Raw genomic sequence first — 23,817 nt, 5'->3', positions numbered from 1 at the left:
CAGGTCCCGTTCATGCTGGGTCTCGTCGCGATCAGCGCCGTCAACGGATTTCTCTCCACGGCGCGTCTTCTCAACGCCTGGGTAGGAAGAAGGACCGACAGCTGACCTTCCGCGGGCATCTGATCTGACCACGGTGAGTCCCGTGTCCATGTCCATCCTGGCGGTTTGCCAAGCGCGCCGGGTGTATTCCACGAGGGCGGGCACCTCCAGAGTACGTGGAAGCTGACAGGGAGTGCGCTGGAATGCCCTGTTCAGCAGAGGACACCGGCTGCGACCGTGGGCCTACGTGCTCCACGTTGCTGCCTTACGTCGTCCTCTTTGCCACCCTCTCACCAAACTACTATCGCTTTGGATCCGAACGTGAATCCGCGCGGAAGTTTCGACCTCGTGGAGCGGCCCTGGCTGCTCGTGCGTGACCTCGACGGCGAGGTGACGGAGAAGTCCCTGCTCGACACCCTCACCCAGTCCGAGACTCTCGCTGGCCTGGTCGGGGACATCCCGACCCAGCAGTTCGCCCACCTCCGCCTCCTGCTCGCGGTGTGCCATCGGGCCTTCGGTCGGGGCCTGGACGACGACGGCTGGAAGCGGTTGTGGGACGAGGGCGTCCCGCAGGACCAGATCAAGGACTACCTGGAGCGGCACCGTTCCCGCTTCGACCTCTTCCACCCCGTGGAACCGTTCATGCAGGTGGCGACACTTCGCACCGCCAAGGACGAGGTGTTCGAACTCAACAGGATCGTCGCCGACGTCCCCAACGGACACCCCTTCTTCAGTACGAGGCTCGAGCGGGACCTCACGCTCTCCCCGGCGGAGGCCGCGCGCTGGTTGGTCCACTGCCACGCCTTCGACCCGTCCGGCATCAAGTCCGGCGCCGTCGGCGACAGCCGGGTCAAGAACGGTAAGGGCTACCCGATCGGCACCGGGTGGAGCGGACGACTCGGAGGAGTGGCCCCGGAGGGGGACACCCTCTGGCGCACTTTGCTGCTCAACCTGGTGCTCCCCACCCGAGAGAACGACCTACCAGCCTGGGAGCAGGGCCAGCGCGGCCCACTCGGGAAGGAACGGGAGCCCACCGGCCCCGCCGACCTCTACACGTGGCAGAGCCGGCGCATCCGCCTGGTCGGAACCGGGGACCGCGTGACCAAGGTCCTCGTCTGTAACGGTGATCCACTCGGGCCGCAGAACCAGCACAAGCACGAGACGCACACGTCGTGGCGGCGCAGCGAGACCCAGGAGAAGAAGCTCAAGTCCAGCACCCCGGTGTACATGCCCTTGGAGCACAGCCCGGAACGGGTGATCTGGCGCGGGCTGACTGCGATGCTGCCGCAGACGGTCACCAGCAATCAGCAGTCGGAGGCCTCCGATCGCCTGGCCCCCGGCGTGCTCGACCAGATAGCCAGACTGACGAGTGACCGACGGCTGCCCGGCGATTATCCGCTTCGCCTGCACACCATCGGTATGACCTACGGCAGCCAGGGCGCCACGACGGCCGAGATCGTCGACGACGCCATCTCACTGCACGCGGCGCTGCTCGACCGAGAACTGGCCCACCTGAAGGAGGTCGTGCTCGGCTGCGTCCGCGACGCGGAGAAGGCCGCCTACGCCGTGGGCGACCTCGCGCTGAACCTCGCGAAGGCCTGCGGTTCCCGCGAGGAGCCCAACGTCAACAACCGACTGGGGCCGAAGGATTCCGCCCTCGAACTCGCCTACGCCGCGCTGGACCCGGCGTTCCGCCGCTGGCTCGCCGCTCGACTCCCCGGGGATGACCCGATCGATGTCAAGGAGCAGTGGCACGTCGCGGCCCGAGCGGAGATGCGGGCGGTGGGCAGCCGCCTCATCGCCGAGGCACCCCCCGCAGGGTGGACCGGCCGGCTCGTCAAGGACAAGTGGATGACCATCTCGATCGCCGAACGCTGGTTCACCTTCGCGTTGCACCGAGCACTGCCCATGGCATCCCCCGCGCAACTGTCCGAGAAGGAAGAAGAATGACAGGCCAGCAACTCGACGTTGAAGGTATGCGAGGGCTCGTTAGTGAGCGCGTCGCTGTTCTTCAGGACGGTTACCTCAAAGGCCGCTCGAGTGCGATGCTGGAGATCGCCCGAATTCGGCGAGCATTCGGACACAGCCCAGGTGTCGATCTATCGATCTTGAAATGCACCTTCACTCCGGAATTGGTAAGTGGTTGGTATAGTGACCGACCTAGCCCGCAAGAAATAGCCGCGCACCATGCGATCACCCTCTATGCACTGCACCAACACGTGCGTGGTAAACCGATGCACGCGCCAGGTTGGGGTGTCGGCCGCGCCGTACGAGAGCTGTATCCCGGCAGTGAACTGGGGCCGAGGGGGGTGGTAGCCAGAAAGTTCGGCATGTTGATGAACGACCCTGACCTTGAGGTGCTGGTCCACCACCTAGGAGGACTGGTGAGGTTGCTGCGAGGACGGGCCGTACCTCTCGATTATGGGAGACTCGCCGACCAACTACTGCGATGGCAGATTTACGAGGATGGTCGAAACCGGATCCTTCGCGTGTGGGGACGCGAGTACCACCGTACGTGGTCCTCAGATTGACATGCTCGTAGCGAGCGAAGACGAGAGTATCGAGGTTTTCCAGTGTTCCGCACCATCATCGACCTGCACGTCATCCAGACCGTCCCGCCGAGCAACATCAACCGCGACGACACCGGAACCCCGAAGACCGCCATGTACGGGGGTGTCCGGCGCGCCCGGGTGTCCAGCCAGGCGTGGAAGCGCGCCACCCGGGTCGCCTTCGAGGCCCTGCTCGACAAGGAGAACCTGGGGGTCCGCACCAAGCGGATCGTCGAACTGGTCGCACAGACCATCGGCGAACGCTCCCCCGAACACGCCGACCGCGCCCAGGAACTCGCCAAGTCCGTGCTGGAGGCCGCCGGTTTCAAGCTGAAGGCACCACGGAAGGCCCTGGAGGGTACCCCGGACGAGGCCGAGTTTCTGGTCTTCCTCTCCCGCGCGCAGGTCACCAACCTCGCCGACCTCGCGGTGGAGGCGGCGCGGGAGGCCGGCGACGGTAAGACCAAGATCGACAAGTCCGAGGCCAAGGCCCGCGCCGACCGGTCCCACTCCGTGGATGTGGCCCTGTTCGGCAGGATGGTCGCGAACCTCCCCGATCTCAACGTCGAGGCCGCCACCCAGGTCGCGCACGCCCTCAGCGTCCACGGGGTCACCAACGAGTACGACTACTACACAGCCGTCGACGACCACAAGAAGGCGGTCGAAGAGGAGGACGCCGGGGCCGGCATGATCGGCACCATCGAGTTCAACTCCTCCACGCTGTACCGCTACGCGACGATCGACGTGGACCAGCTCCAGGAGAACCTGGGGGACGTCGAGGCCACCCGCCGGGCGGTCGAGGCGTTCGTCCGTGCCTTCGTCTCCAGCATGCCCACCGGCAAGCAGAACACCTTCGCCAACCGCACCCTGCCCGACGCCGTGCTCGTCGTCGCCCGCGAGACGCAGCCCATCAACCTCGTCGGTGCTTTCGAGGAGGCGGTGACCGCCCGGGAGCAGGGCGGGCGGATCAGCGGCTCGATCCGTCGCATCGCCACCCACGCCACCGAAATCCACGCGGCCTTCGACGAGACACCCCTGCGGGCGTGGAGCTTCGGCGTCGGTGAGCGCGTCGAGCCGTTGGCCGAGATCGGTAAGCGGGTCAGCCTCGACGTCGCCGTGAAGGGGGCCGGGCAGCTGGTCGCCGAGCGGCTCGCCCCGTGACCGCCCTCGTCCTGCGGTTCGCCGCACCGCTCCAGTCCTGGGGGACCAGCAGCCGGTTCACTCGCCGCAACACCGACCTCGCACCCAGCCGCAGCGGGGTCATCGGACTGCTGGCCTCCGCCTGCGGGGTCCGCCGCGCCGACGACCTCGGAGCGTTCACCCACCTCAGGGTGGGGGTCAGGGTCGATCAGGAAGGCCAACTGGAACGCGACTTCCAGACTGCCAGCAGCCCAGACGGGTCACAGACCATGCCGCTGTCCACCCGCTTCTACCTGGCCGATGCGGTGTTCTGCGTCGCCGTGGAGGGTGACGCGGAACTGCTGGACAGGGTGCGTGCCGCGCTGCGCAGGCCGGCCGCACCCCTGTTCCTGGGCCGCCGCTCCTGCCCGCCCGCCGGCCGCCTCGTGGAGGCCGTCGTTGACGGCGATATCAGGACGGCGCTCACCACCGTCCCGTGGCTTGCGTCGCCGGTAGTCCGCAGGAGTCGTGCTTTCGACCGGGAGGTGACGGTGGACGCCGTCCTCGACTGCGCACCCCACAACCCGGAAAGCAAGGTCGTGCGGGATGTCCCGGTCAGCTTTGGCCCCCGGCACCGCCAGTACTCATGGCGCAGCGTTCACCGAGTTGCGATGGCCATACCGAATCCTGACTACCGTCCGATTCCGGACGAGTCGCCACATGATCCCATGGAACTGCTCGGGGGCCAGGACTGATGTATCTCACCCGTTTGGAGTTGAACCCAGCCCGTCGCGGAGCCCGTGCGTTGCTCACCTCACCGCATCGTCTGCACGGCGCAGTGATGAAGGCCTTTCCCGCCGCGGACCGCAGGCCGACTGGTGAAGGCAGAATTCTTTGGCGGGTGGATGAGCACTCTCACCAAACCCTGCTGTACATCCTGAGCCCACGCCGACCCGACCTGACTCATCTGGTGGAGGACGCTGGATGGCCGGCAACGGCCACTTGGGACACAAAGTACTATGGGTCTCTGCTTGAACAGCTGGCCGACGGTCAGGAGTGGGCCTTCCGTCTCACGGCGAATCCGACGCGCTACGTGCGCAAGAAGGATTCTGACTCTCACACGCGTCGTTTCGGACATGTAACCGTGGGTCAGCAGATCGACTGGCTGTTGACTCGTGTCGCAGGTTCAGGATTCGCCATCGTGCCAGCCCGCATTAACGAGCCTGACGTGCTGATTCGGGAGCGTGACGTGCGTCGGTTCGACAGGTCAGGGCAACGAGTCACGCTCGCGATCGCGACATTCGAGGGCAAACTTCGGGTCATCGACGTTGACAGGCTCCGTCATGCGCTTACGCACGGGATCGGGCATGCGAAGGCATACGGATGTGGCTTGTTGACCCTAGCTCGGCTCAGGGCGTGATGGAGGGAATGGGAGTGGTGTCAGGACGCTGGACGCGTAGGTGAGACTCGAGTCTGGTTATGCCATGGTGGTCACTGTCGTGGGGCGCATTTCGAATCCGGTGTTTCAGTGAATTCTTCCATATGTCGGAATAGGAGATCAGTGTTGAATCGGCGGGCGGCCTGGGAGGTGGTTGTGACGCTGCCGCCGTAGTCGGGAACTGAATCGAGTTCGCCTCGCGAGAATGGCACCCTCGCTGTTATGGGAGGCCTCCTCCTTGCGTGCGTAGGAATTCGTTGGGTGGAGCTGCGTGGCGGTCGTGGGCTGGTTCGCCTCCTTGTTTGGTCGGTCACTACGAACCGTTACTGGGGTTGATTTCGAGGGCGACGGCGCGCGTCAACCGCAGCGTTGGGAAGATCCTGTGGCGCTGGTCACGTTCGTACGCAGGGTCGAAGGCGCTAGCCCTCAGTACCGCGCGGTCGATGCGACCGCTTTGCTTAGGCGCCCGGGACCGGCAGGAGGCTTGGGCCCACCCGTCCCTCCCGCCAGGAGCGCTGGACTCCGTTAAACAGGTCGATGTCCTCCATGTTCCAAATGCGGGGCGTCCCAAAAGTGATCCGCAGCCTGACCTTAGGTTGCGACCTCGGCGATGCTCCGCAGGGAGCGGCGCACCGCTGCTGGCTCCTTTCTCCCCGGCGACAGCGAGCAGGGACCCGAGTAGCGCTGCAGGCCGGAAGCCACTTCGCCCGCGCACTCCTCGTCGTACAGCGCGGCCGCTTTCTCCCGGGCGTACTGGCGGGTGCCGTGGTTCTGGCGAGCCCAGGCAAAGGCATTCTGCATTCCCCCGGATGCCCACAACCCGTATGTCCGGCACGGCCTCTCTGTGCGGCCCGGGCCGCATGGTTCGAGTGGCGCTCCGGCGAGGAAGGCGGGACGCACCCGGTCAGATGTCGGGCCAGCATGCGGAGCGCGGTCACCGCGCCGAGGGAGAACCCGACGAGGTTGAACGGGCCGTCGACGCCCTGGCTGTCCGCGCGGGCAACCAGGTCGTCGGCCATCGCGTCGAGGCCCGGCCTGACCGGCCCGGCTGCCGAATCTCGGCAGGTCCAGTCTCCGCACCGTCCGGTCGTCAAGTGCTGGTAGTTGGGTTCCCACATCTAGCGGGCCGACGCTGGACCCGCGCAGCATCAGCAGGGGGCGGGTGCCGGTGGTCGTGCCTGATCGCGCCGCGTGGTGGCCGGCGGTGGTGCCGTTCGCGCTGGCGTAAGCAGGCCTGTCCTGACGTCATCCGTTCCCGGGTCATGGGGGCTGGGTAGCGACATGCCCGGAACCACTGCTCTCGAAAAACAAGTGTGGGGTTGTATGGTGCCAGCATGCGGACGTACGGGGACGCGTGCGGGATCACCCGGGCGCTGGACGCGGTGGGGGAGCGGTGGGCGCTCCCGGTCGTGCGGGAGCTGGTGTTCGGGCCACGGCGGTACTCGGATCTCGCCGCCGCGCTGCCCGGCGTGAGCACGAACATCCTGGGCACCCGGCTGCGGGAGCTGGCCGAGGTCGGGGTGGTGGTCCGGCGGCGCCTCCCGCCACCCACGCCGGTCGCGGTCTACGAACTCACTGCCTGGGGGCGCGCGCTCGAGCCGGTGCTGATCGCCCTCGGGCGGTGGGCCGCGCACACTCCGGTGGACCTCGCCGCCCAGGTCCTCAGTCCTTCCTCCTTCGCGTTGGCGCTGCGCACCACCTTCGACGCGTCCCTGGCCGGCGAACGCGCGGTCGCGGTGCGGCTGGAGATGGGCGAGGACGTGTTCGACACGCAGATCGAGGAGGGCGTGTTCCAGATCGCCCGGGCTACCCCCGCGTCGCGTCCGCCCGCCGCGCGCGTGGCGGCCACGCCGGTCGTCCTGTCGGACCTGACGTTCGGCTCCCTTGCGGTCGAGGACGCCGAGCGCCGGCAGCTCGCCGTGGTCAGCGGTCCGCACGCGGACGTCAAGTCCCTGTTGTCCTGTTTCGTTCTCCCCGATCCACCCACTGAGGAAGGACATTCGTGAGCAAGGTCGTCGTGGACATCTCCATGTCGTTGGACGGTTTCGTCACCGGCCCGAACGCCGGTCCGGACCAGGGCCTGGGGGAGGGCGGTGAGCCGATCCATCGCTGGGTCATGCCGGAGGAACCCTCGCCGGAGGACTCCGCGCTGTTGGATGCCGCGTTCAGGGCGACCGGGGCCGTCGTGATGGGTCGGCGGACGTTCGACGTGATCGACGGTGCCGCCGGCTGGAAGGACGACCTCGGCTACGGCTACGAGCAGGACCAGTCCCAGGCTCCCCCAAACTTCGTGGTGACCCACGAGCCCCCGGCGAACCCGCGCCACCAGACCGGTTTCACCTTCGTGACCGAGGGCGTGGCAGCGGCCGTCGCGGCCGCCCGGGAGGTCGCCGGCGACCGGGAGACCGTGATCATGGGTGGCGGGGACGTCTGCGCTCAGGCGCTCGCGCTCAACCTCGTCGACGAGCTCCGCATCCACCTGTCCCCGGTGTTGATGGGCTCGGGCACGCCACTCTTCGCCCACATCGACCAGCGCGTCCTGCTGTCGCAGTCGACGGTCACGGTGACGCCGAACGCCACCCACCTGACCTACCAGCTGCCTCGGGACGAGCGCGGGGCCTGACCCGCCGGCCAAGCTCCGCCTCCTTCGGAAGCCCAGCGTGCCACCACCGGGTAGCACGGTGAGGCGCCGGGGCGGGGGTTCGGCCCCGCCCCGGCGCGGTAGGCCGCCCAACGAGTCGGCTCAGGAGTGGTCGGGGAAGACCCAGCGGGTGGAGCGGGCCCCGTGGTCCTCGTCGGTGCCGAAGGCGTACGCCCGGCGGGGCGTGATCCGGTAGACCTCGTACGGCGGCTGGCCGGCGGTCGGCGCCCCCTCCGCACCGCCGAGCGCGTCCCCCAGGACGCTCGGGGACCAGCCGTACTTGGTGGCGTAGGCGGTGGCGACCGCGTGCAGCGTGGCCCGGTCGGTGACGCGGCTCGTCGTGCCCTCGACCACGGTGTCCGCGATGTCGGTCTGACAGGCCAGCGTGGTCGTCGGGTTCGTGTCGAGGGGGCGGCTCTTGCGGGTGGCGGGGCTGGTCGAGACGTGCGGCGCGCCGTCGACCCACACGGACAGCACCGGGCGCAGGGTGGGGTGGTCGCCGCTGGCCGTGCTCCACCAGTAGGTGCTCGCAGTGGCGAATCTGTCGCGCGCCTCTTCCCAGGGGATCGGTGTGGAGCCGGGTGGCGCGTCCCGCCCGATGAGGGTGGCGCGTGCTGGGGTAGTCACGGTGTCTCCTCCCGTGCCGGTGCTCCGGGGCCGTCGAGCACGTCGACGTCGGCAGCGGTCATTGGCTGGTCGCAGTGGGAACAGTGCAGCGTCACGTTGCTCGCCTCGCCACAGCTCCGGTGTCGGAACAGCGCGGGAGGGCCGTCCTCGCCGGCCAACCACCGGTCTCCCCACCCGGCCAGCACGAGGAGCGCGTCGCAGAGTTCGGCGCCCCGAGGGGTGAGCACGTACTCGTGGCGCGTGGGCCTGTTCGTGTACGGGTGGCGGTCGAGGACCTGCTGGTCGACGAGCCAGGCGAGGCGTTCGGCGAGCACCTTGCGTGAGATGCCCAAGGACGCCTGGAGGTCGTCGAACCGTCGTACGCCGACGTAGATGTCGCGCAGGATCAGTGGCGACCACGGCTCACCGATGACGTTCCAGGTCCGTGCGATCGAGCAGGGCATGTCACCGAAACGGGTCCGCTGCATTTACCCATCTTAACCAGCTAAGTTCCTTGAGGGAACTCGGTGGGCTAGAGTGCGACGGCATGGAAACCGAAACACCCGTCGGTGGTGCCGCCGACCTCGTCTCGTGGGAGGAGGGCGGCGGACCTCCCTCGCGGACCGAGCCCCTGTTCGGCCCCTCCGATGCCAGCCCGTTCGACGCCCAGGCGCCGCTGACGCCCTGGTCCGAGGCGGAGCGGCGGCTGGCGGCGGCCTCCACGGTGTGGTTGGCGACCACCCGGCCCGACGGTCGGCCGCACGCCGTGCCCGTCTTCGCGGTCTGGGTCGACGGCGCCCTGTTCGTCACGCTCCGGCCGGGCTCCCGGAAGGGGAGGAACCTCGCAGTGAACCCCCAGGTCAGTGTGATCGTCAGCTCTGACGAGCTGGAGCTGGTGCTGGAGGGGCGGGCGGAGCGGGTTCGGGAGGTCAGGGGGCTTCGTCGGGTCGGCGACGCGCTGGCCGGGAGGTTCGGGTGGCGGCTCGCCGTCGCTGACGACGGGGGCGTGACCGACCCCGACCTGCCCGGCGAACCCGAGTACGGGATCTACGGCGTGGTGCCCCGGGTGTCGTTCGGGTTCGCCGAGGTCTCGGCCACCCGCTGGTCGTGGTAGGTGCGCCCCCACGAGGGTCGCCCGTATGGCGCCGCTCGGTCACGGGCTGGGACGAAGGGGGAGGTGGGCATAGTTCAGGTTTTACTTATATAAGTCGCTGCCGTAATTTGTGCGCGGGTCCTGGAGCCAGGTGATGAGCCGGCGTCCGCCGCCGCTCATCGTCCTGCTGAGAGCGACGCGGTTGGGTACTCCCTGAGGGGATGGCCGAGCAGGCGGGCCAGCTGTGGGACCCGGTGGAACGCCTCGGCGACGACGAGGCCGTACCCGCGGCAGCGGGGCGGCGGACAGGGGGAGAGCGGCGATGGACCTTCTCGACCACATCAACCGGACCCACCGCGCGGTCAAGCGGGGCACCGAGATGAACTCGGTGATCCTCACCCGCGCCTACGACACCACGCTGCCCGACCTGTGGGACGCCTGCGTCAACCCCGAACGGCTGCCGCGCTGGTTCGAGCCGGTCAGCGGTGACCTGCGCGAAGGAGGCAGGTACCGCCTGGAGGGCAGGGGCATCGAGGGCACGATCGAGGTCTGCGTGCCGAGGGAGCGACTGCGGGTGACCTGGGAGGACTCCGGTGCTGGCAGTTTCGTCGAGGTGAGCCTGCGCGAGGAGGGCGACCAAGCGGTCCTCCGCGTCGAGCACGTCCAGGCCGGCGGCGACTTCTGGAACACGTTCGGCCCCAGCGCCACCGGTGTTGGCTGGGACGGTTCCGTCCTCTCCCTCGCGCTGCACCTCGCCGGCGACCCGCGTGCCACCCCCGAGGAGATGGCCAAGGTGGGAGCCAGCGAGGAAGGGGTCGAGTTCATGCGGCGCACCGCCGCCGCCTGGGCGGACGCCGACGTCGAGGCCGGGGCCGATCCCGACCACGCCCGGCAGACCTCGGATCGCACCTTCGCCTTCTACACCGGCGCCGAGCAGTAGCCGCCCAGGGCACGACCACGCCGGGGCGGGCGGACGGAGACGCTCGCTGCCCCGCTTCGGCGTGGCCTGTGCCAGCCCTGCGCCCGGCCCCGAACGTTGACGACATCGTCGCTCATCCCTCTGGTGAGGGCGCCTCTCCAGGACCTCGACGGTTCATCCAGGTCAGGAGTTCCCGCTCCCAGCAGGTGACGCAGGGTTTCCCGCCGGTGCCGTGCGGCACCCCGCGAACCTCGCCCGCGTCGAAGACCCTGCCGCACCACACCGCGACGCGGGTCGTCGTCCGGTCGCGAAGCCGGTGCAGGACGCCCAAATCCGGGTTCTCAATCCACATCGGACACCGTCCTCCTCGGGCCGGTCCGTTGCTGGCACGACGCCCGCCGCCTGGCCGGGCGGTGGGGCCCGGCACCGGCACCGCCCACGTGGGCGGAAGCGCCGACCGGCGCCCGGCTCGTTCGCCGCGTGAGGAGGGGGATGGGAAGCACCAGCCGCGAGCACCCGGAAGCCGCTGGTGGCAGGGCGGGCGGCGGCCCGCCGGTGAACCGTTCACCAGCCCGCCACTCGGCGGAGTTCGCACCACACGACCGCGCTCCCCACTGGAGACGGAACGGACCCCGGTCCGTGCGCCACGATCCCCCGCCCTCCAGGAGTGGGTACCAGCACAACGAGACCGGGGAGAAGGGGTGATGACCTGGCCGTGGGGTGAAACCTCGCGGATGGCCCCCGATCGAAGGTCCCTGGCCGAACCCAGGGCCGCACGCTCCGGAAAACGCCGGTCCGAGCCGTGGTCAACGTCCGGGAGGTCCGGCCTCCTCCAGCGGTGGTCCAGACCTCGGCCGTGAGTGGGATGTGGGCGCGATGATCGTGCGGCGACATCGCGGGCCGACGCACGACGTGGGCGCGCCGCGATCGCAGCGGACGTCCTTCGCCGGGACCTGGCCGCCCCTGGGACCTCTCAGCGAAGTCGGTGTCCTGTCAGCCTGGTCTGGGATGCTCCGCGCATGGAGATGACGGTGCAGCTGACGATCGACTGCTCCGATCCGCCGAGAATGGTGACGTTCTGGGCCGAGGCCCTGGGCTACGTGCCCGAGCCCCCTCCTGCCGGGCACGCCACCTGGCGCGCGTACTGGGCGGCGACGGGGGTGCCCGAGTCAGAGCTACCGGCAGGCGCCGGGGATGTCCCGGAGTCGATCGTCGACCCAACTGGACGCGGACCGAGGGTGTGGTTCCAGCAGGTTCCCGAACCGAAGGTTGGCAAGAACCGGTGGCATCTCGACCTGAAGGTCAGTGGTGGCCGTGACGTCCCACTGGAAGTCCGCGCGCAGCGGGTCAAGGCTGCCGTCGAACGGCTGGTCACAGCTGGTGCCACGCTGCTGCGGATCAAGGATGAGCCGCACATGGGGCTCTACACCGCCGCCATGCGGGACCCCGAGGGCAACGAGTTCGACGTCGTCTGAGGCCGTCGCGGCGGTGTCGCCCACAGCCACCAGCTCCCAGCCGCGAGCAACGCCGCTAAGCGAGCGATCGGTTCCTGCCTGGGCGACCCCGCCGGTCGCACGGTCTGACCTACCAACCCCAGGAGTGGGTGGGCGTGATGGTGATGCGGGCGCTGAGCGCCGCGTCGAAGGTGTGACGGGTGTAGCCAGTGGCGGGGTAGAGGTGTTCGTACTTGTCCAGGAATTCCGGGATCGAGGACGGAGGCGGGCCGTCGAGGCTCACCTCGGCCCGGCCGGAGACGACACGGATGTGCCCGGCGCTGGGGTCCGAGTGGAAGGTCATCACGACCTCCGGATTCGCGAGCAGGTGGCGCACCTTGGCGGCGTGCGGCTCACTGAAGACGACGAGTTTCTCCTCCAGGTAGACGAACCAGACGGGGCGGAGTGCTGGCCGGTTGCTGGGGGTCACGGTGCCGAGCCAGAGAACTCGGTCCTCGGCCTTCTCCGACAGGCCTTCCAGTGGCGAACCAGTAGTCATGCAACAACGCTAGGAGTTCCACTTTGCTTGAGGTCAAGGTCATAGTGGTGGATGGGCGTCAGTGCTCCGTCTTCGGCAGACGGGTGCGCCCGGGGTTGGAGGCAGGGGAGAGGAGGGGGCAATGCGGACAATGACGAGTGCTCCTGCGAGGCGCTTCCGGTTCGTCGAGACGGTTCGGCGGCACTCAGGGAACCGGAGCATCCCGTATGGTGACGGAACAAAGTGAATGAGAATCGGTGTGGGCGCACCTAACGCCGCAGGTCAGGAAGTGTCCTCCCCGCGCACTCGGGGCGGTTCCCGCCTCGTCGGCGCACCGCTCGACGACCGCGGCGTGTCCTCCCCGCGCACGCGGGGCTGTTCCGCAGCCCAGGATGCGAACCTTCTGAAGCTGGCCGTCCTCCCCGCGCACGCGGGGCTGTTCCCGCGTCGTCTCCCCGTGGCGATGTGATTCCTCCGTCCTCCCCGCGCACGCGGGGCTGTTCCGCAGCTGGCCTGCTTGGCGGACGTCCGCGTGCAGTCCTCCCCGCGCACGCGGGGCTGTTCCGTTCCCCGGAGCCAGGCTGTCCCAGCCCGAATCGTCCTCCCCGCGCACGCGGGGCTGTTTTTGAGATCCGCGCCATCAAGGCGCTCAGTACGGAGTCCTCCCCGCGCACGCGGGGCTGTTCCGCTCCTGTCGGAAATCCGGCTGAACGAATCGCTGTCCTCCCCGCGCACGCGGGGCTGTTCCGCACGGCTGCCGGTGCCCAGCTTGCACATGGGCGTCCTCCCCGCGCACGCGGGGCTGTTCCGAGCCCAAGCTGGTTCGGGTCCACCACCTCGACGTCCTCCCCGCGCACTCGGGGCGGTTCCCTCGTCCACAGGGGCGGCCGGTGCGGACAGCCGGTCTCCCCGCGCATGCGGGTCTGCTCGTGATGTTGGCTGCTTCCGGGGGCTGCCGAGTTCACGCATCGGTCCCCGTCGTCGACCAGCCGCCGTTCGGGTGGGCACGTTCACCGACTGCTGCTAGCCCCAAAGGGTGAACTCTGTGCTGCGTGAGCGTGATTCGAGCTGGCACTCCTACAGTCCTGGCATGGCCGCATGGCACCAGCCCCCATGTCCGGGTGTGGCAACTCTCCGCATTTCTCCCGACCAGGCTCCCCCCACCTCGTGCCGGTGTTGAGCAGGAGGGTCATCTGCCCGTGCGGCAGCATGACCCTGTTCGAGCCGCCCAACTGCCAGCGGCGGTCCTGCCTCCGCCGTTGGACGTGGCTGTGGTGCGTTCCGGCGCTCGTCCTGCTGGTGCTCATCATCCCGCTGACCGTGGCGGTGTGGGGCGACTCCTCGCCCTGTGACGAGGGGTTCCGATCGCTCGGCCCGCAGGTCTGCGTGCGGGAGTAGACGTCCTGATCGCTTTCCACCGGGTTGGTGGTGGTGACGGCACCACCCTGCCGGCCCTGCCGACCCAGCCGTGCGGGGTCGGAGGCCGGCGTTCCGCCGGAATCGCGGGGCGACTCCGACATCCCCGTTCGTTCCTGGTGTGGCGGGCACCGGGAAGCCCGGGTTTCCCGGTGCGGTGCCGGTCGGGAGCGGGTCGACGGGGCGCCGGCGCCCCGTCGTCAGCGGTTCGGGGCGGGCGCCGGCGGCCTTTGGTCCGCCCTCATCCCCGGAACTTCGGGGTGCGGTTGTAGCCGATGTCGGGGTTGTTCGACTGGAGCGTTTCGATGTACTGGCGTTTCCACGCCAAAACCTCGGTCGGTTCCGCCGTCTGCGACTCCCACAGGACCTGCTTGCGCACGGTGAAATCGCGCAACTGCTCCGGTGTGTGTTCGGCGGCCACGAGTTTGTCGTTCCCGGTTCCGAAGAAGGTGACCGTGCCGGTCACGTCGGAACCCACGTAGATCTTGCCGTTGGGGTAGGTGATCTTGTAAACGACCTGTGTTCGCACCGGACGATCCCACCGAAACCGGCGGTGGGGGGTCAAGGAGATGGCGCGAACGCCGCCGGAAAGAGCGATGCGCCCGAGGTGTCCAGGCGGTTTCGAGAGGGCGGAAACCGTTCCGGGCCTGGTGCGGCGCACCAGGCCCGGAACGCCGGGGCCTCCGGTTCAGCCGGTCTCGACGACGGGCTGCTCGAACTGCGCGGCGTAGAGGCGGGCGTAGGCGCCGCCCGCCGCGAGGAGTTCGTCGTGGGTGCCCTGTTCGACGATGGCGCCCTCCTCCATCACCACGATCCGGTCGGCGTCCCGGATGGTGGAGAGGCGGTGGGCGATGACGAAGGCGGTCCGGCCGCTGCGCAGCTCGGCCATCGCCCGCTGGATGAGCACCTCGGTGCGGGTGTCCACCGAGCTGGTCGCCTCGTCGAGGACGAGGATCGACGGGTTGGCCAGGAAGGCCCTGGCGATGGTGATCAGCTGCTTCTCGCCGGCGCTGACCCCGCCGCCCTCCTCGTCGATGACGGTGTCGTAGCCCTCGGGGAGGGTGCGGGCGAAGTGGTCGACATGGGCGGCCTTCGCCGCCGCGATGACCTGTTCCCGGGTGGCGTCCTTCGCGCCGTAGGCGATGTTCTCGGCGATCGTGCCGCCGAACAGCCAGGTGTCCTGGAGGACCATCCCGGTGGTGGCCCGCACGTCGGCCCGCGTCATCGTGGCGGTGTCGACCCCGTCGAGGGTGATCCGGCCGCCGGTGACCTCGTAGAAGCGCATCAGCAGGTTCACCAGGGTGCTCTTGCCGGCCCCGGTTGGGCCGACGATCGCGACCGTCTGCCCGGGTTCGGCGACGAGCGACAGGTCCTCGATCAGCGGCTTCTCCGGGTCGTAGCGGAAGGAGACGTGCTCGAACTCGACGCGGCCCCGCACGGTCGGCAGCCGGTGTGGCTCGGCGGGGTCCGGTTCCTCCTCCTCGGCGTCGAGGAAGTCGAAGACCCGTTCCGCGGAGGCCACCCCGGACTGCACCAGGTTGGCCATGCTCGCGACCTGGGTGAGCGGCTGGGTGAACTGGCGGGAGTACTGCACGAAGGCCTGCACGTCGCCGATGGTGAGCTGGCCTGAGGTGACCCGCAGGCCGCCGACGACCGCCACCAGCACGTAGTTCAGGTTCGACACGAACATCATGCTCGGCTGGATGAGGCCGGAGATGAACTGGGCGCGGAAGCTTGACCGGAAGAGTCGTTCGTTGCGCTCGCCGAAGACCTCGGCGGCCTCCCGCTGGCGGCCGAAGGCCCGCACCAGCGCGTGCCCGGTGTACATCTCCTCGACGTGGCCGTTGAGGTCACCGGTGCTCTTCCACTGCTCGGCGAACTCGGGCTGGGCCCGCTTGCCGATGAGGGCGGTCACCAGCACCGCCGCCGGGATGCTGAGGAGGGCGATCAGCGCGAGCAGCCAGGAGATGGAGAACATCATCGCCAGCACCGCCACCAGGGTCAGCAGGGAGACGATGACCTGGGAGAGCACCTGCTGGAGGGACTGGGCGACGTTGTCGATGTCGTTGGTGACCCGGCTGAGGACCTCGCCCCGGGACTGGCCGTTGAAGTGCCGCAGCGGCAGTCGCGCGAGTTTGGCCTGGGCGTCGCGGCGCAGCCGGCCGGCGGTGCGCTGGACGGCGCCGTTGGTGAGCCGGCCCTGGACGATCCCGAAGCCCGCCGACGCCACGTACACGGCCAGCACCCACAGCAGGACGGTGCCGAGGGCGCCGAAGTCGATTCCGGCGGCGTCGGGTCCGAAGGCGCCGTCGACCACGAGGTCGGTGGCGTAGCCGAGGATGCGGGGTCCCGCGACGCTGAGCGCCACGCTGGCCAGGGCCAGCACGAGGACCACGACCATCGCGGTGCGCTCACGGGTCAGCAGTCCGAGCACCCGCCGCCCGGAGCCGAGGAAGTCGCTGGACTTCTCGTTGGGGGGCCGGCCGGCGCTCTGGGGTGCGGGCCGGTCCTCGCTGGTGGTTCGGGCGCTCACGCGGCCTCCTCCTCGGTCAGCTGGGAGAGGACGATCTCCCGGTAGACGTCGTTGTCCGCCATCAGTTCCGTGTGCGTTCCCGAGCCGACGACGCGGCCGGCCTCCAGCACGAGGATCTTGTCGGCGTCGCGGATGGTGCTGACCCGCTGGGCGACGATGACGACGGTCCGGTCGCTGGTTTCCTGGGCGAGCGCGGCCCGGACCCTGGCGTCGGTGGCGTAGTCGAGGGCGGAGAAGGAGTCGTCGAACAGGTACACGGCGGGGCGTTGGACCACGGCCCTGGCGATGGCCAGGCGTTGTCGTTGTCCTCCGGAGACGTTCGTCCCGCCCTGGGAGACCGGTGCCTCCAGCCCTTCGGGCCGGGAGCGCACGAAGTCGGCGGCCTGCGCGATCTCCAGCGCCCGCCACAGTTCCTCGTCGGTGGCGTCCGGGTTGCCGTACCGGAGGTTGCTGGCGATGGTCCCGGAGAACAGGTAGGGGCGTTGGGGGACCACGGAGACGGTGCGGGCCAGCAGCGCCGGGTCCAGGTCGCGGACGTCGGTGTCGTCGACGAGCACCGCGCCGCCGCTGACGTCGGCCAGGCGTGGGACGAGACTCAGCAGGGTGCTCTTGCCGCTCCCGGTGCTGCCGATCACGGCCGTCGTCTGCCCGGGGCTGGCGAGGAAGCTGACCTCGCGGAGCACCGGGTCCTCGGCCCCGGGATAGCGGAACTCGACGTCCCGCAGTTCCAGGCCGCCGGTTCCCGGGAGCTCCCGCACCGGGTCCTCGGGCGGTCGTACGGTGCCCTCGGTGGTCAGCACCTCCTGGATGCGGTCGGCGCAGACCTCGGCGCGCGGCACCATCATGAACATGAAGGTCGCCATCATGACCGCCATCAGGATCTGCATGAGGTAGCTGAGGAACGCCACCAGTGCGCCGACCTGCATGGCGCCGCTGTCGATCCGGCCGGCGCCGAACCAGGTCACGGCGACGGTGGCGAGGTTGACGACGAGCATCACCAGCGGGAACATCACGGCGATCAGCCGGCCGATGCGCAGCGCGGTGTCGGTGAGCGCGGTGTTGGCGGTCCGGAAGCGGTCCCGTTCGTGGTCGTCGCGGCCGAAGGCGCGGATGACCTGGAGGCCGTTGATCTGTTCCCGCAGGACCCGGTTCACGCCGTCGATCCGCTCCTGCATCGTGCGGAAGAGGGGGCGCAGCCGGGAGGCCAGGGCGACGACGACCAGGCCGAGCGCCGGTACGAGTGCCACCAGCAGGCCGGAGAGCGGGACGTCCTGGTTGAGGGCCAGCACGATGCCGCCGACGCACATGATGGGGGCGGTGACCATCAGCGTGCAGGTCATCAGGACCAGCATCTGGACCTGTTGGACGTCGTTGGTGGTGCGGGTGATCAACGAGGGGGCGCCGAACTCGCCGAGTTCGCGGTTGGAGAAGGACTGCGTCCGGTGGAACACGGCGGCGCGGATGTCGCGGCCCACGGACATCGCGGTGTGGGCGCCGAGGTAGACGGCTCCGGCCGCGCAGGCGACCTGGAGCATGGTGGCGCCGATCATGACGGCGCCGACGGTGAGGATGCGGCCCTGGTCACCGGGGATGACGCCGTTGTCGATGATGTCGGCGTTCAGCGTGGGCAGGTAGAGGGTGGCGACGGTCTGGACGAGCTGGAGCAGCACGAGTAGACCGAGTCGGCCGGTGTAGGGCCGTAAGTGGACTCTGAGCAGCGCGATGAGCACGCGGTCTCCACGTGTCGGGCGCGACGGGTCGCGCGTGTGGTGGGTGGCGGTCGGAAGGTCAGCACAGGTTACATCACAAGTGATGCATCATCGGTGATGAGTGTCGGCTGTTGTAGCGTGAGCGCGTGGACGGGTTCGTGCTCTACCTACTCGGGCGCAGGCTGATGAAACTGGGTGAGGACGCCATTCCCGAGGGCGGCTTCCACGGACTGCCGGCCAGTGCCCGCACCATCCTGCTCGACGTGATCGAGCACCCGGGCAGTTCCATCGGTGACATCACCGAGCGCACCGGGTTCCTCCAGAGCCAGGTCTCGGGCGCGGTGGCGCGGTTCCGGGCCGAAGGGGTGCTGGAGACCACCGTGGACCCGGCCGACCGGAGGCGGACGCTCGTCGCGCCCTCGGCCAACATCCGCGAGTGGGGCCGGAGCCGTCCGGTGGCACCGATCGACCACGTCATCGACCGCGCTCTCGGCGGTGACGACGTGGAGGCGCGGGCCGAGGTGCTGGCGATGTTGGACGGGCTCGCGCGGCGGTTGTGCGTCCGTTCCTGAGCTGGGGGAGCGGTGCGGCGTTCGTCCATCCGGAGTGCCCGGCCGGTGGGCCGCGAGGAGGATCCACCCCGGGATCCTCGCTCCCGTTCGAGGGGCGCGCACCCCGTTTTCCGAATCTCGGCGCTCTCCTCCTCGTCCTGACCGCTCGCCACCGTCGGTGCGCCGGTTGGTTGCCGGCCGGTGGCCACCGCGGAGGGAGGGTGAGGCCCTGCCCCGGGTGCCGCTCCGGGGTCCCCCGTCGGGTGACGTCATCGGTGGTGTTGGCGCGGGGCGGAAGCCCGCCCCAGATAGCGATAATCGTTTTCAGTATGCTGGTGGTCCCCGCGAGCGCCGGAACGTCGCCGGGAGGCGACCCGGTACGAGTCCAGGGCCCTCGGTCCGACCGCGCCGCACGTCGACCGCGCAACAGTCGAGGAGCAGACCGATGGTCGCCCCCGTGGCCGAACACCCCACGCCGCCGCCCGACCAGGGCCGCCCGCTCCGCCGGGACCCCGCCTTCCTCCGGCTCTGGTGTGGCGCGACACTGTCCGGCCTTGCCACCTGGGCCCTGCCGTTCCTCCTGGGGTTCGCCGTCGTGGACGGCACGCTCGGCGTCGGGCAGCTTGGCGTGGTCCTGGCCGCCCGAACGGTCGGATTCCTCGCCGCCGTCCCCGTGGGCGGTGTGCTCGCCGACCGGCATTCCCGTCGCGCCACCGTGCTCTGGTCCGGGTTGGCCGCGACCGCCGCCACGCCCCTGGTCGTGGTGGGCCTCGGGTGGTCGACCACGGTCACCGCGATCGCGGCCGCCGTCGTCGGCTGCGGCCAGGGCGCCTGCCGGCCCGCCTACCAGGCGCTGACGGCCGAGGTCGTCGTCGAGGAACGCCGGCAGCGGGCGAACGCGGCGATGAGCCTGGCTGTGCGCGGCACCACCCTCGCCGCCCCGGGGCTGACCGCGATGCTGGCGGTCCTCCTGGACACGTCGGCCCTCATCCTGGGCACCGCGCTGATGTGGTTGGGGGCCGCGCTGCTGCCGCCCGCCGGCGCCTCCGCGCCCCGGCCCGAGCGGAGGCGGGGAGGTCCGCCTCCGTCGTGGGTGAGTTCCTCGACGGCCTGCGGGAGGCGCGGCGGCACCCGTGGTTCCTGGCCGGGCTCGCCGCGCTCTCGGCGGTGATCGCCACGGGTTACTCCGCGACCGGCGTGATCCTGCCCCTGGTCAGCCGCGACCACTACGACGGCGAGTTCGTGCTGGTCGCCGCCACCACCGGCTACACGCTGGGGGCCCTGGGATTCGCGGTCGTCGTCGCCAGGTGGCGGCCCCGGTCGCCGGGGTGGGCCTCCCTGTTCGGGCTGGGTCTCTACGGCTTCGCGCCGCTGGCGATGATGCTGGAGGCGCCGCCGGCGGCGGTGGTCCTCGCCTACGTCCTCGCGGGGGTGGGCATCGAGCTGTTCAACGTCCTGTGGTTCACCGCCATCCAGCGCGAGGTCGAACCCCGACTGCTGGCCCGGGTCTCCTCCGTGGACTTCCTGTTCTCCTACGGTCTGGCCCCGGTCGGCCTGGCGCTGATCACCCCGGCCGTGGCGGCGGGCGGGGTGTCGACGACCCTGGCGGTGTGCGCGGTGGTGTGCTTCCTCGCACCGGCCCTGGCGGCCTGCGCTCCGGGAGCGCGCCGCTACTCGCGCCGTTCCGTCGACCGCTGACCCGACCGCTGAGTCCGGCCGCTGAGTCCGGCCGCTGAGCCCGCCGACGGGGTGGTGGCCCCCCGGCGGGGGAAGGGTATGCCGTTCGACTCCGGCGGATCCCACGCGGACCCGGACGGGCTCCCGTGTTCCGCCCGTCGGGTCGGCGGCCGCTCCTCCCACCGTCCATCGAGGACGATCCGCGCCATCGCCCGGTCGGTCGCCGGCGCGGGGGATGGGGTGCGCGGTGATGCCAGCGGGAACGCCGGTCCCCCACGTCGTTCGCGGTGCAACGGCCGGACGGCCCGCCGTGGGGCTCGGGCCCTGGGCGTCGAGTGCGGACCGGGGCGAGGTCCGGCGTGACGACGGCGCATCCCCAACGACGCGACCGCCGCTCCAGCCCGACGACGATCCCGAGGTCGAGGCAGCGGAGTGGCGCTGGTCACTGTGGAGCCGGGATCACCCGTGCTAGCTTAATGAAAACGGAAATCAAATCTATTGGAGCGCGGGTGACCTCCACGACCAACACGCCGGAGGACCGTCTCCCGGCCCACGACGACGCCCCGGAGCGGACGGAGGGCCAGCACCCGCCACCACGTCCCGCCCCGAGCTGGACCGGGCTGGCCGTCGGCGCCGTCGGACTCCTCGTGCTCCTCGCCGGCTCCGTGGTGCTGGCCATCGGCCTGGGCCCGAGCGTCATCTCGCCCGCTGACACCGCCCGGCACCTCTGGGCAGCCCTCACCGGCGGCACCATCCCCGCCAGCGAGGTCACCGTCCAGCAGATCGTCTGGCAGGTCCGCACCCCCCGGGTGCTGCTCGCCGTGGTCGTCGGAGCCGGCCTGAGCCTCGTCGGCGTCGCCATCCAGGCGATGGTCCGCAACGCCCTCGCCGACCCCTTCATCCTCGGCGTCTCCTCCGGGGCCTCCGTCGGCGCCGTCAGCGTCTCGGTGTTCGGCGGCCTGGCCGTGCTCGGTGTCCACGCGGTCTCCGCCGGCGCGTTCCTCGGCGCCCTCGGCGCCTCCGCCCTCGTCTACCTGGCCGCCCGCTCGCGCGCCGGGGTGACCCCGCTGCGCCTGGTGCTGACCGGGGTGGCCCTGTCCTTCGGGTTCCAGGCCGTGATGAGCCTGCTCATCTACCTCGCGCCCAGCGGGGAGGCGACCAGCATGGTGCTCTACTGGACGATGGGCAGCTTCGGGGCCGCGACCTGGAGCACCCTCCCCCTGGTCGCGGTCGCCGTCCTGGTCGCGGTCGTCGTCCTCGTCAGGAACGCCCGACGCCTCGACGTGCTCTCGCTCGGGGACGAGACCGCCGTGAGCCTCGGCATCGACACCCACCGGCTCCGCGTCGGCCTGTTCGTCCTCACCTCGGTGGTCACCGGCGCGATGGTCGCCGTCAGCGGGGCCATCGGCTTCGTCGGACTGGTGATCCCCCACCTGACGCGGATCGTCGTCGGCGCCAGCCACGGCAGGGTCCTCGTCATCGCCCCCCTCGTCGGCGCCGTCCTCATGGTGTGGGCGGACCTGCTCGCCAGGACCCTGGTGGCCCCCCGCGAGCTGCCGTTGGGCGTCATCACCGCCCTGGTCGGCGTCCCGGTGCTGCTCACCCTGATGCGGCGCCGCGGCTACCTGTTCGGAGGACGTTGACCCGTGGAACTCACCCTCGACCGCCTCTCCGTCACCGCCAACGGCACCACCCTGCTCCGCGAACTGAGCCTGGACGTCCCCGGCGGGGGCGTCGTCGGGCTGGTCGGGCCCAACGGCTCCGGCAAGTCGACGGCGTTGCGCTGCGTGTACCGGGCACTGCGACCCCACACCGGCACGGTGCGGATCGGCGGCGACGACCTCCACGCGCTCCCACTGCGCGACAGCGCCCGCCGGCTGGCGGCGCTCACCCAGGAGAACACCGTCGACCTGGACTTCACCGTCCGCGAACTCGTCGCGCTCGGCCGCACCCCCCACAACGCGGGCAACCAGGCGCTCAGCCGCCGGGAACGGGACCTGTGCGAGTGGGCGATGGAGCGGATGGACGTCGCTCGCCTCGCAGACCGAGGCGTGCTCACCCTCTCCGGAGGGGAACGCCAACGGGTGCTCGTCGCCAGGGCGCTCGTGCAGGAGCCGAGCGTCCTCGTGCTCGACGAACCCACCAACCACCTCGACGTGCGACACCAGATCCAGCTGCTCTCCCTGCTGCGCGGCAGCGGGCTCACCGTGCTCGTCGTGCTGCACGACCTCAACCTCGCCTCGGCCAGCTGCGACCGGCTCGGTGTCCTGCGGGACGGCCGCCTGGTGGCCGCCGGTCCGCCGACGGAGGTCCTGACCGCCGAGCTGGTCCGCGACGTCTTCGGCGTCGAGGCCACCGTCGTCACCCACCCGGTGACGGGGGACCCCCAGCTGCTGTACGCGCTCACCACCCACGACTCCGGAAGGACCACCCCGTGACCGCCCCCGCCCGCCGAACCAGCACCCGTCGCCTCCGCACCAGGACGGCCGCCCTCGGTATCACCGCCGCCTCCGTGCTCACCGCCGCCTGCGGCGCCACCGTGGAGGAGACCGCGACCGGCGGCGGCACCGTCACGGTCCCCCGGTGCGGCGAACAGGTCGAGTACCGGTTACCGGAACGCGCCGTCGCCTACGAGGCCGGCAGCGCCGACAAGCTGTTCGTCCTCGGCCTGACCGACCACGTCCACGGCTACGTCATGCCGCCGGCCAACCCGCCCGTCGAGGAGTCCCCCTTCGCCGAGGACTACGCGGCCGTCGAGTTCCTCAGCGACGACCTGCTCAACCGGGAACTCGTCGCCGACGCCCGTGCCGACCTGGTGGTGGCCGGCTGGAACTCGGGGTTCAGCGACGAGCGCGGCATCACCCCGGAGATCCTCGACGGGTTGGGCATCCAGAGCTTCATGCACACCGAGAGCTGCTACAACTACCCGGGCCACCCGGAGCGGGTCAGCCCGTTCGACGGGCTCTTCACCGACCTGGAGCGGCTGGGCGCGATCTTCGGGGTGCGGGACCGCGCCGACGAGGTCGTCGCCGAGTTGCGGAGCCGGGTCGAGGCGGTGGAGGAGAACGTGCCCGAGGGCGAGGGGGTGCCGGTCTTCCTCTACGACTCGGGGACCGCCGAACCCATGACCGCCGGGAACCAGGTGCCGCCGAACGACATCATCCGCATCGCCGGCGGGCGCAACATCTTCGAGGACGTCGACGCCCGCTGGAGCACCGTCGGGTGGGAGTCCGTGGTGGAGGCCGAACCGGAGGTCGTGATCATCCTCGACTACGGCGACCAGCCCGCCGAGGAGAAGATCGACTTCCTGCGGTCCTTCCCCGCCACCACCGACCTGCCCGCCGTGGTCAACGACCGGTTCTTCGTCCTCGACTACAACGAGGGCATCAGCGGCCCCCGCAACGTCGACGGCCTGGAGAAGTTCGCCGACTACCTGCGCGACCTCGACCTCTGACCCGCCACCTCGCCACCGCTCCGCCCGTCAGCCCGTTGACCACCCGCGGACCCGGGGGATCAGCGGGTGGCACCCGCCTGTCCCGAGCACCGCGCCCGGTCC

Annotated in this window: 22 protein-coding genes, 1 pseudogene and 1 CRISPR repeat array; of the genes and pseudogenes, 16 read left to right on the top strand and 7 right to left on the bottom strand. The window is 70.0% G+C overall.

Features of this window, described 5'->3' with window-relative positions:
* The first annotated feature begins 360 nt into the window (after positions 1-360).
* The 7 genes from casA (at position 361) to G443_RS05825 (ending at position 7,768) form a co-directional block, all read left to right on the top strand.
* The gene (casA, locus tag G443_RS05850) at positions 361-1,989 is read left to right on the top strand and encodes a type I-E CRISPR-associated protein Cse1/CasA (protein WP_035292871.1); all 1,629 of its coding nucleotides are present in this window, start codon (positions 361-363) and stop codon (positions 1,987-1,989) included.
* A complete protein-coding gene (casB, locus tag G443_RS25740) occupies positions 1,986-2,570 on the top strand; it encodes a type I-E CRISPR-associated protein Cse2/CasB (protein WP_081715654.1) in 585 nt (194 codons plus the stop codon). The genes casA and casB overlap by 4 nt, the downstream gene beginning before the upstream one ends.
* A 42-nt stretch (positions 2,571-2,612) precedes the next feature.
* Complete coding sequence (cas7e, locus tag G443_RS05845) at positions 2,613-3,749, top strand: type I-E CRISPR-associated protein Cas7/Cse4/CasC (protein WP_026420158.1); 1,137 nt, start codon at positions 2,613-2,615, stop codon at positions 3,747-3,749.
* On the top strand, positions 3,746-4,462 hold the full coding sequence (gene cas5e / locus G443_RS05840) for a type I-E CRISPR-associated protein Cas5/CasD (protein ID WP_026420159.1): 717 nt from the start codon (positions 3,746-3,748) through the stop codon (positions 4,460-4,462). The genes cas7e and cas5e overlap by 4 nt, the downstream gene beginning before the upstream one ends.
* Positions 4,462-5,127 carry a type I-E CRISPR-associated protein Cas6/Cse3/CasE gene (gene cas6e / locus G443_RS05835; protein ID WP_081715655.1) on the top strand — a complete coding sequence of 222 codons (666 nt, stop codon included), beginning with the start codon at positions 4,462-4,464 and terminating at the stop codon, positions 5,125-5,127. The genes cas5e and cas6e overlap by 1 nt, the downstream gene beginning before the upstream one ends.
* A 1,352-nt stretch (positions 5,128-6,479) precedes the next feature.
* Positions 6,480-7,151 (top strand): winged helix-turn-helix transcriptional regulator, encoded by a 672-nt coding sequence (locus G443_RS05830; protein ID WP_026420161.1) that lies wholly within the window; start codon positions 6,480-6,482, stop codon positions 7,149-7,151.
* Entirely contained in the window at positions 7,148-7,768 is a 621-nt protein-coding gene (locus tag G443_RS05825; protein ID WP_026420162.1) for a dihydrofolate reductase family protein, read from the top strand. The genes G443_RS05830 and G443_RS05825 overlap by 4 nt, the downstream gene beginning before the upstream one ends.
* Positions 7,769-7,888: 120 nt before the next feature.
* Here G443_RS05825 and G443_RS05820 read toward each other — a convergent pair whose 3' ends face one another.
* The gene (locus tag G443_RS05820) at positions 7,889-8,413 is read right to left on the bottom strand and encodes a pyridoxamine 5'-phosphate oxidase family protein (RefSeq protein ID WP_051314272.1); all 525 of its coding nucleotides are present in this window, start codon (positions 8,411-8,413) and stop codon (positions 7,889-7,891) included.
* Complete coding sequence (locus G443_RS05815; RefSeq protein ID WP_026420163.1) at positions 8,410-8,880, bottom strand: winged helix-turn-helix transcriptional regulator; 471 nt, start codon at positions 8,878-8,880, stop codon at positions 8,410-8,412. Before G443_RS05815 ends, G443_RS05820 begins: the two co-directional genes overlap by 4 nt.
* A gap of 59 nt (positions 8,881-8,939) precedes the next feature.
* On the opposite strand from G443_RS05815, the gene G443_RS05810 reads away from it, so the two are divergent.
* The gene (locus tag G443_RS05810) at positions 8,940-9,506 is read left to right on the top strand and encodes a pyridoxamine 5'-phosphate oxidase family protein (RefSeq protein ID WP_081715656.1); all 567 of its coding nucleotides are present in this window, start codon (positions 8,940-8,942) and stop codon (positions 9,504-9,506) included.
* Between the two features lie 301 nt (positions 9,507-9,807).
* Positions 9,808-10,425, top strand: coding sequence for an SRPBCC domain-containing protein (locus G443_RS05805; RefSeq protein ID WP_026420165.1), 618 nt, complete (start codon positions 9,808-9,810; stop codon positions 10,423-10,425).
* A 112-nt stretch (positions 10,426-10,537) separates the two neighbouring features.
* Here G443_RS05805 and G443_RS05800 read toward each other — a convergent pair whose 3' ends face one another.
* Positions 10,538-10,756, bottom strand: a complete 219-nt coding sequence (locus G443_RS05800) for a hypothetical protein (protein WP_155886242.1) — start codon at positions 10,754-10,756, stop codon at positions 10,538-10,540.
* Between the two features lie 667 nt (positions 10,757-11,423).
* Here G443_RS05800 and G443_RS05795 point away from each other — a divergent pair.
* Positions 11,424-11,879 carry a VOC family protein gene (locus tag G443_RS05795; RefSeq protein ID WP_026420166.1) on the top strand — a complete coding sequence of 152 codons (456 nt, stop codon included), beginning with the start codon at positions 11,424-11,426 and terminating at the stop codon, positions 11,877-11,879.
* 109 nt (positions 11,880-11,988) lie between these two features.
* On the opposite strand, the gene G443_RS05790 is transcribed toward G443_RS05795, so the two are convergent.
* A complete protein-coding gene (locus G443_RS05790) occupies positions 11,989-12,396 on the bottom strand; it encodes a pyridoxamine 5'-phosphate oxidase family protein (RefSeq protein WP_030107123.1) in 408 nt (135 codons plus the stop codon).
* Positions 12,397-12,666: 270 nt separating this feature from the next.
* Positions 12,667-13,245: a CRISPR direct-repeat array (repeat unit 28 nt; unit sequence GTCCTCCCCGCGCACGCGGGGCTGTTCC).
* Positions 13,246-13,551: 306 nt separating this feature from the next.
* Here G443_RS05790 and G443_RS05785 point away from each other — a divergent pair.
* Positions 13,552-13,773 carry a hypothetical protein gene (locus G443_RS05785; RefSeq protein ID WP_155886243.1) on the top strand — a complete coding sequence of 74 codons (222 nt, stop codon included), beginning with the start codon at positions 13,552-13,554 and terminating at the stop codon, positions 13,771-13,773.
* Between the two features lie 259 nt (positions 13,774-14,032).
* On the opposite strand, the gene G443_RS05780 is transcribed toward G443_RS05785, so the two are convergent.
* The 3 genes from G443_RS05780 to G443_RS05770 form a co-directional block, all read right to left on the bottom strand.
* Positions 14,033-14,320 carry a GIY-YIG nuclease family protein gene (locus G443_RS05780; RefSeq protein WP_026420169.1) on the bottom strand — a complete coding sequence of 96 codons (288 nt, stop codon included), beginning with the start codon at positions 14,318-14,320 and terminating at the stop codon, positions 14,033-14,035.
* 159 nt (positions 14,321-14,479) lie between these two features.
* Positions 14,480-16,324 carry an ABC transporter ATP-binding protein gene (locus tag G443_RS05775; protein WP_026420170.1) on the bottom strand — a complete coding sequence of 615 codons (1,845 nt, stop codon included), beginning with the start codon at positions 16,322-16,324 and terminating at the stop codon, positions 14,480-14,482.
* Positions 16,321-18,054 (bottom strand): ABC transporter ATP-binding protein, encoded by a 1,734-nt coding sequence (locus G443_RS05770; protein WP_026420171.1) that lies wholly within the window; start codon positions 18,052-18,054, stop codon positions 16,321-16,323. Before G443_RS05770 ends, G443_RS05775 begins: the two co-directional genes overlap by 4 nt.
* 125 nt (positions 18,055-18,179) lie before the next feature.
* Between G443_RS05770 and G443_RS05765 the strand changes: the two genes are divergently transcribed.
* The 5 genes and pseudogenes from G443_RS05765 to G443_RS05740 all read left to right on the top strand — a co-directional run bounded on the left by G443_RS05765 (position 18,180) and on the right by G443_RS05740 (position 23,715).
* The gene (locus G443_RS05765) at positions 18,180-18,605 is read left to right on the top strand and encodes a MarR family transcriptional regulator (RefSeq protein WP_026420172.1); all 426 of its coding nucleotides are present in this window, start codon (positions 18,180-18,182) and stop codon (positions 18,603-18,605) included.
* 424 nt (positions 18,606-19,029) lie between these two features.
* Positions 19,030-20,282, top strand: a pseudogene (locus G443_RS25735) (MFS transporter).
* A gap of 488 nt (positions 20,283-20,770) precedes the next feature.
* A complete protein-coding gene (locus G443_RS05750; RefSeq protein ID WP_245588926.1) occupies positions 20,771-21,904 on the top strand; it encodes a FecCD family ABC transporter permease in 1,134 nt (377 codons plus the stop codon).
* Positions 21,905-21,907: 3 nt separating this feature from the next.
* A complete protein-coding gene (locus G443_RS05745) occupies positions 21,908-22,699 on the top strand; it encodes an ABC transporter ATP-binding protein (RefSeq protein WP_026420175.1) in 792 nt (263 codons plus the stop codon).
* Positions 22,696-23,715, top strand: a complete 1,020-nt coding sequence (locus G443_RS05740; RefSeq protein ID WP_026420176.1) for an ABC transporter substrate-binding protein — start codon at positions 22,696-22,698, stop codon at positions 23,713-23,715. Before G443_RS05745 ends, G443_RS05740 begins: the two co-directional genes overlap by 4 nt.
* The last annotated feature ends 102 nt before the right edge of the window (positions 23,716-23,817 follow it).

The sequence above is a fragment of the Actinoalloteichus caeruleus DSM 43889 genome, from assembly GCF_000429185.2.
Classification (GTDB): domain Bacteria; phylum Actinomycetota; class Actinomycetes; order Mycobacteriales; family Pseudonocardiaceae; genus Actinoalloteichus_B; species Actinoalloteichus_B caeruleus.
This window is presented reverse-complemented; position numbering and strand designations above follow the sequence as displayed.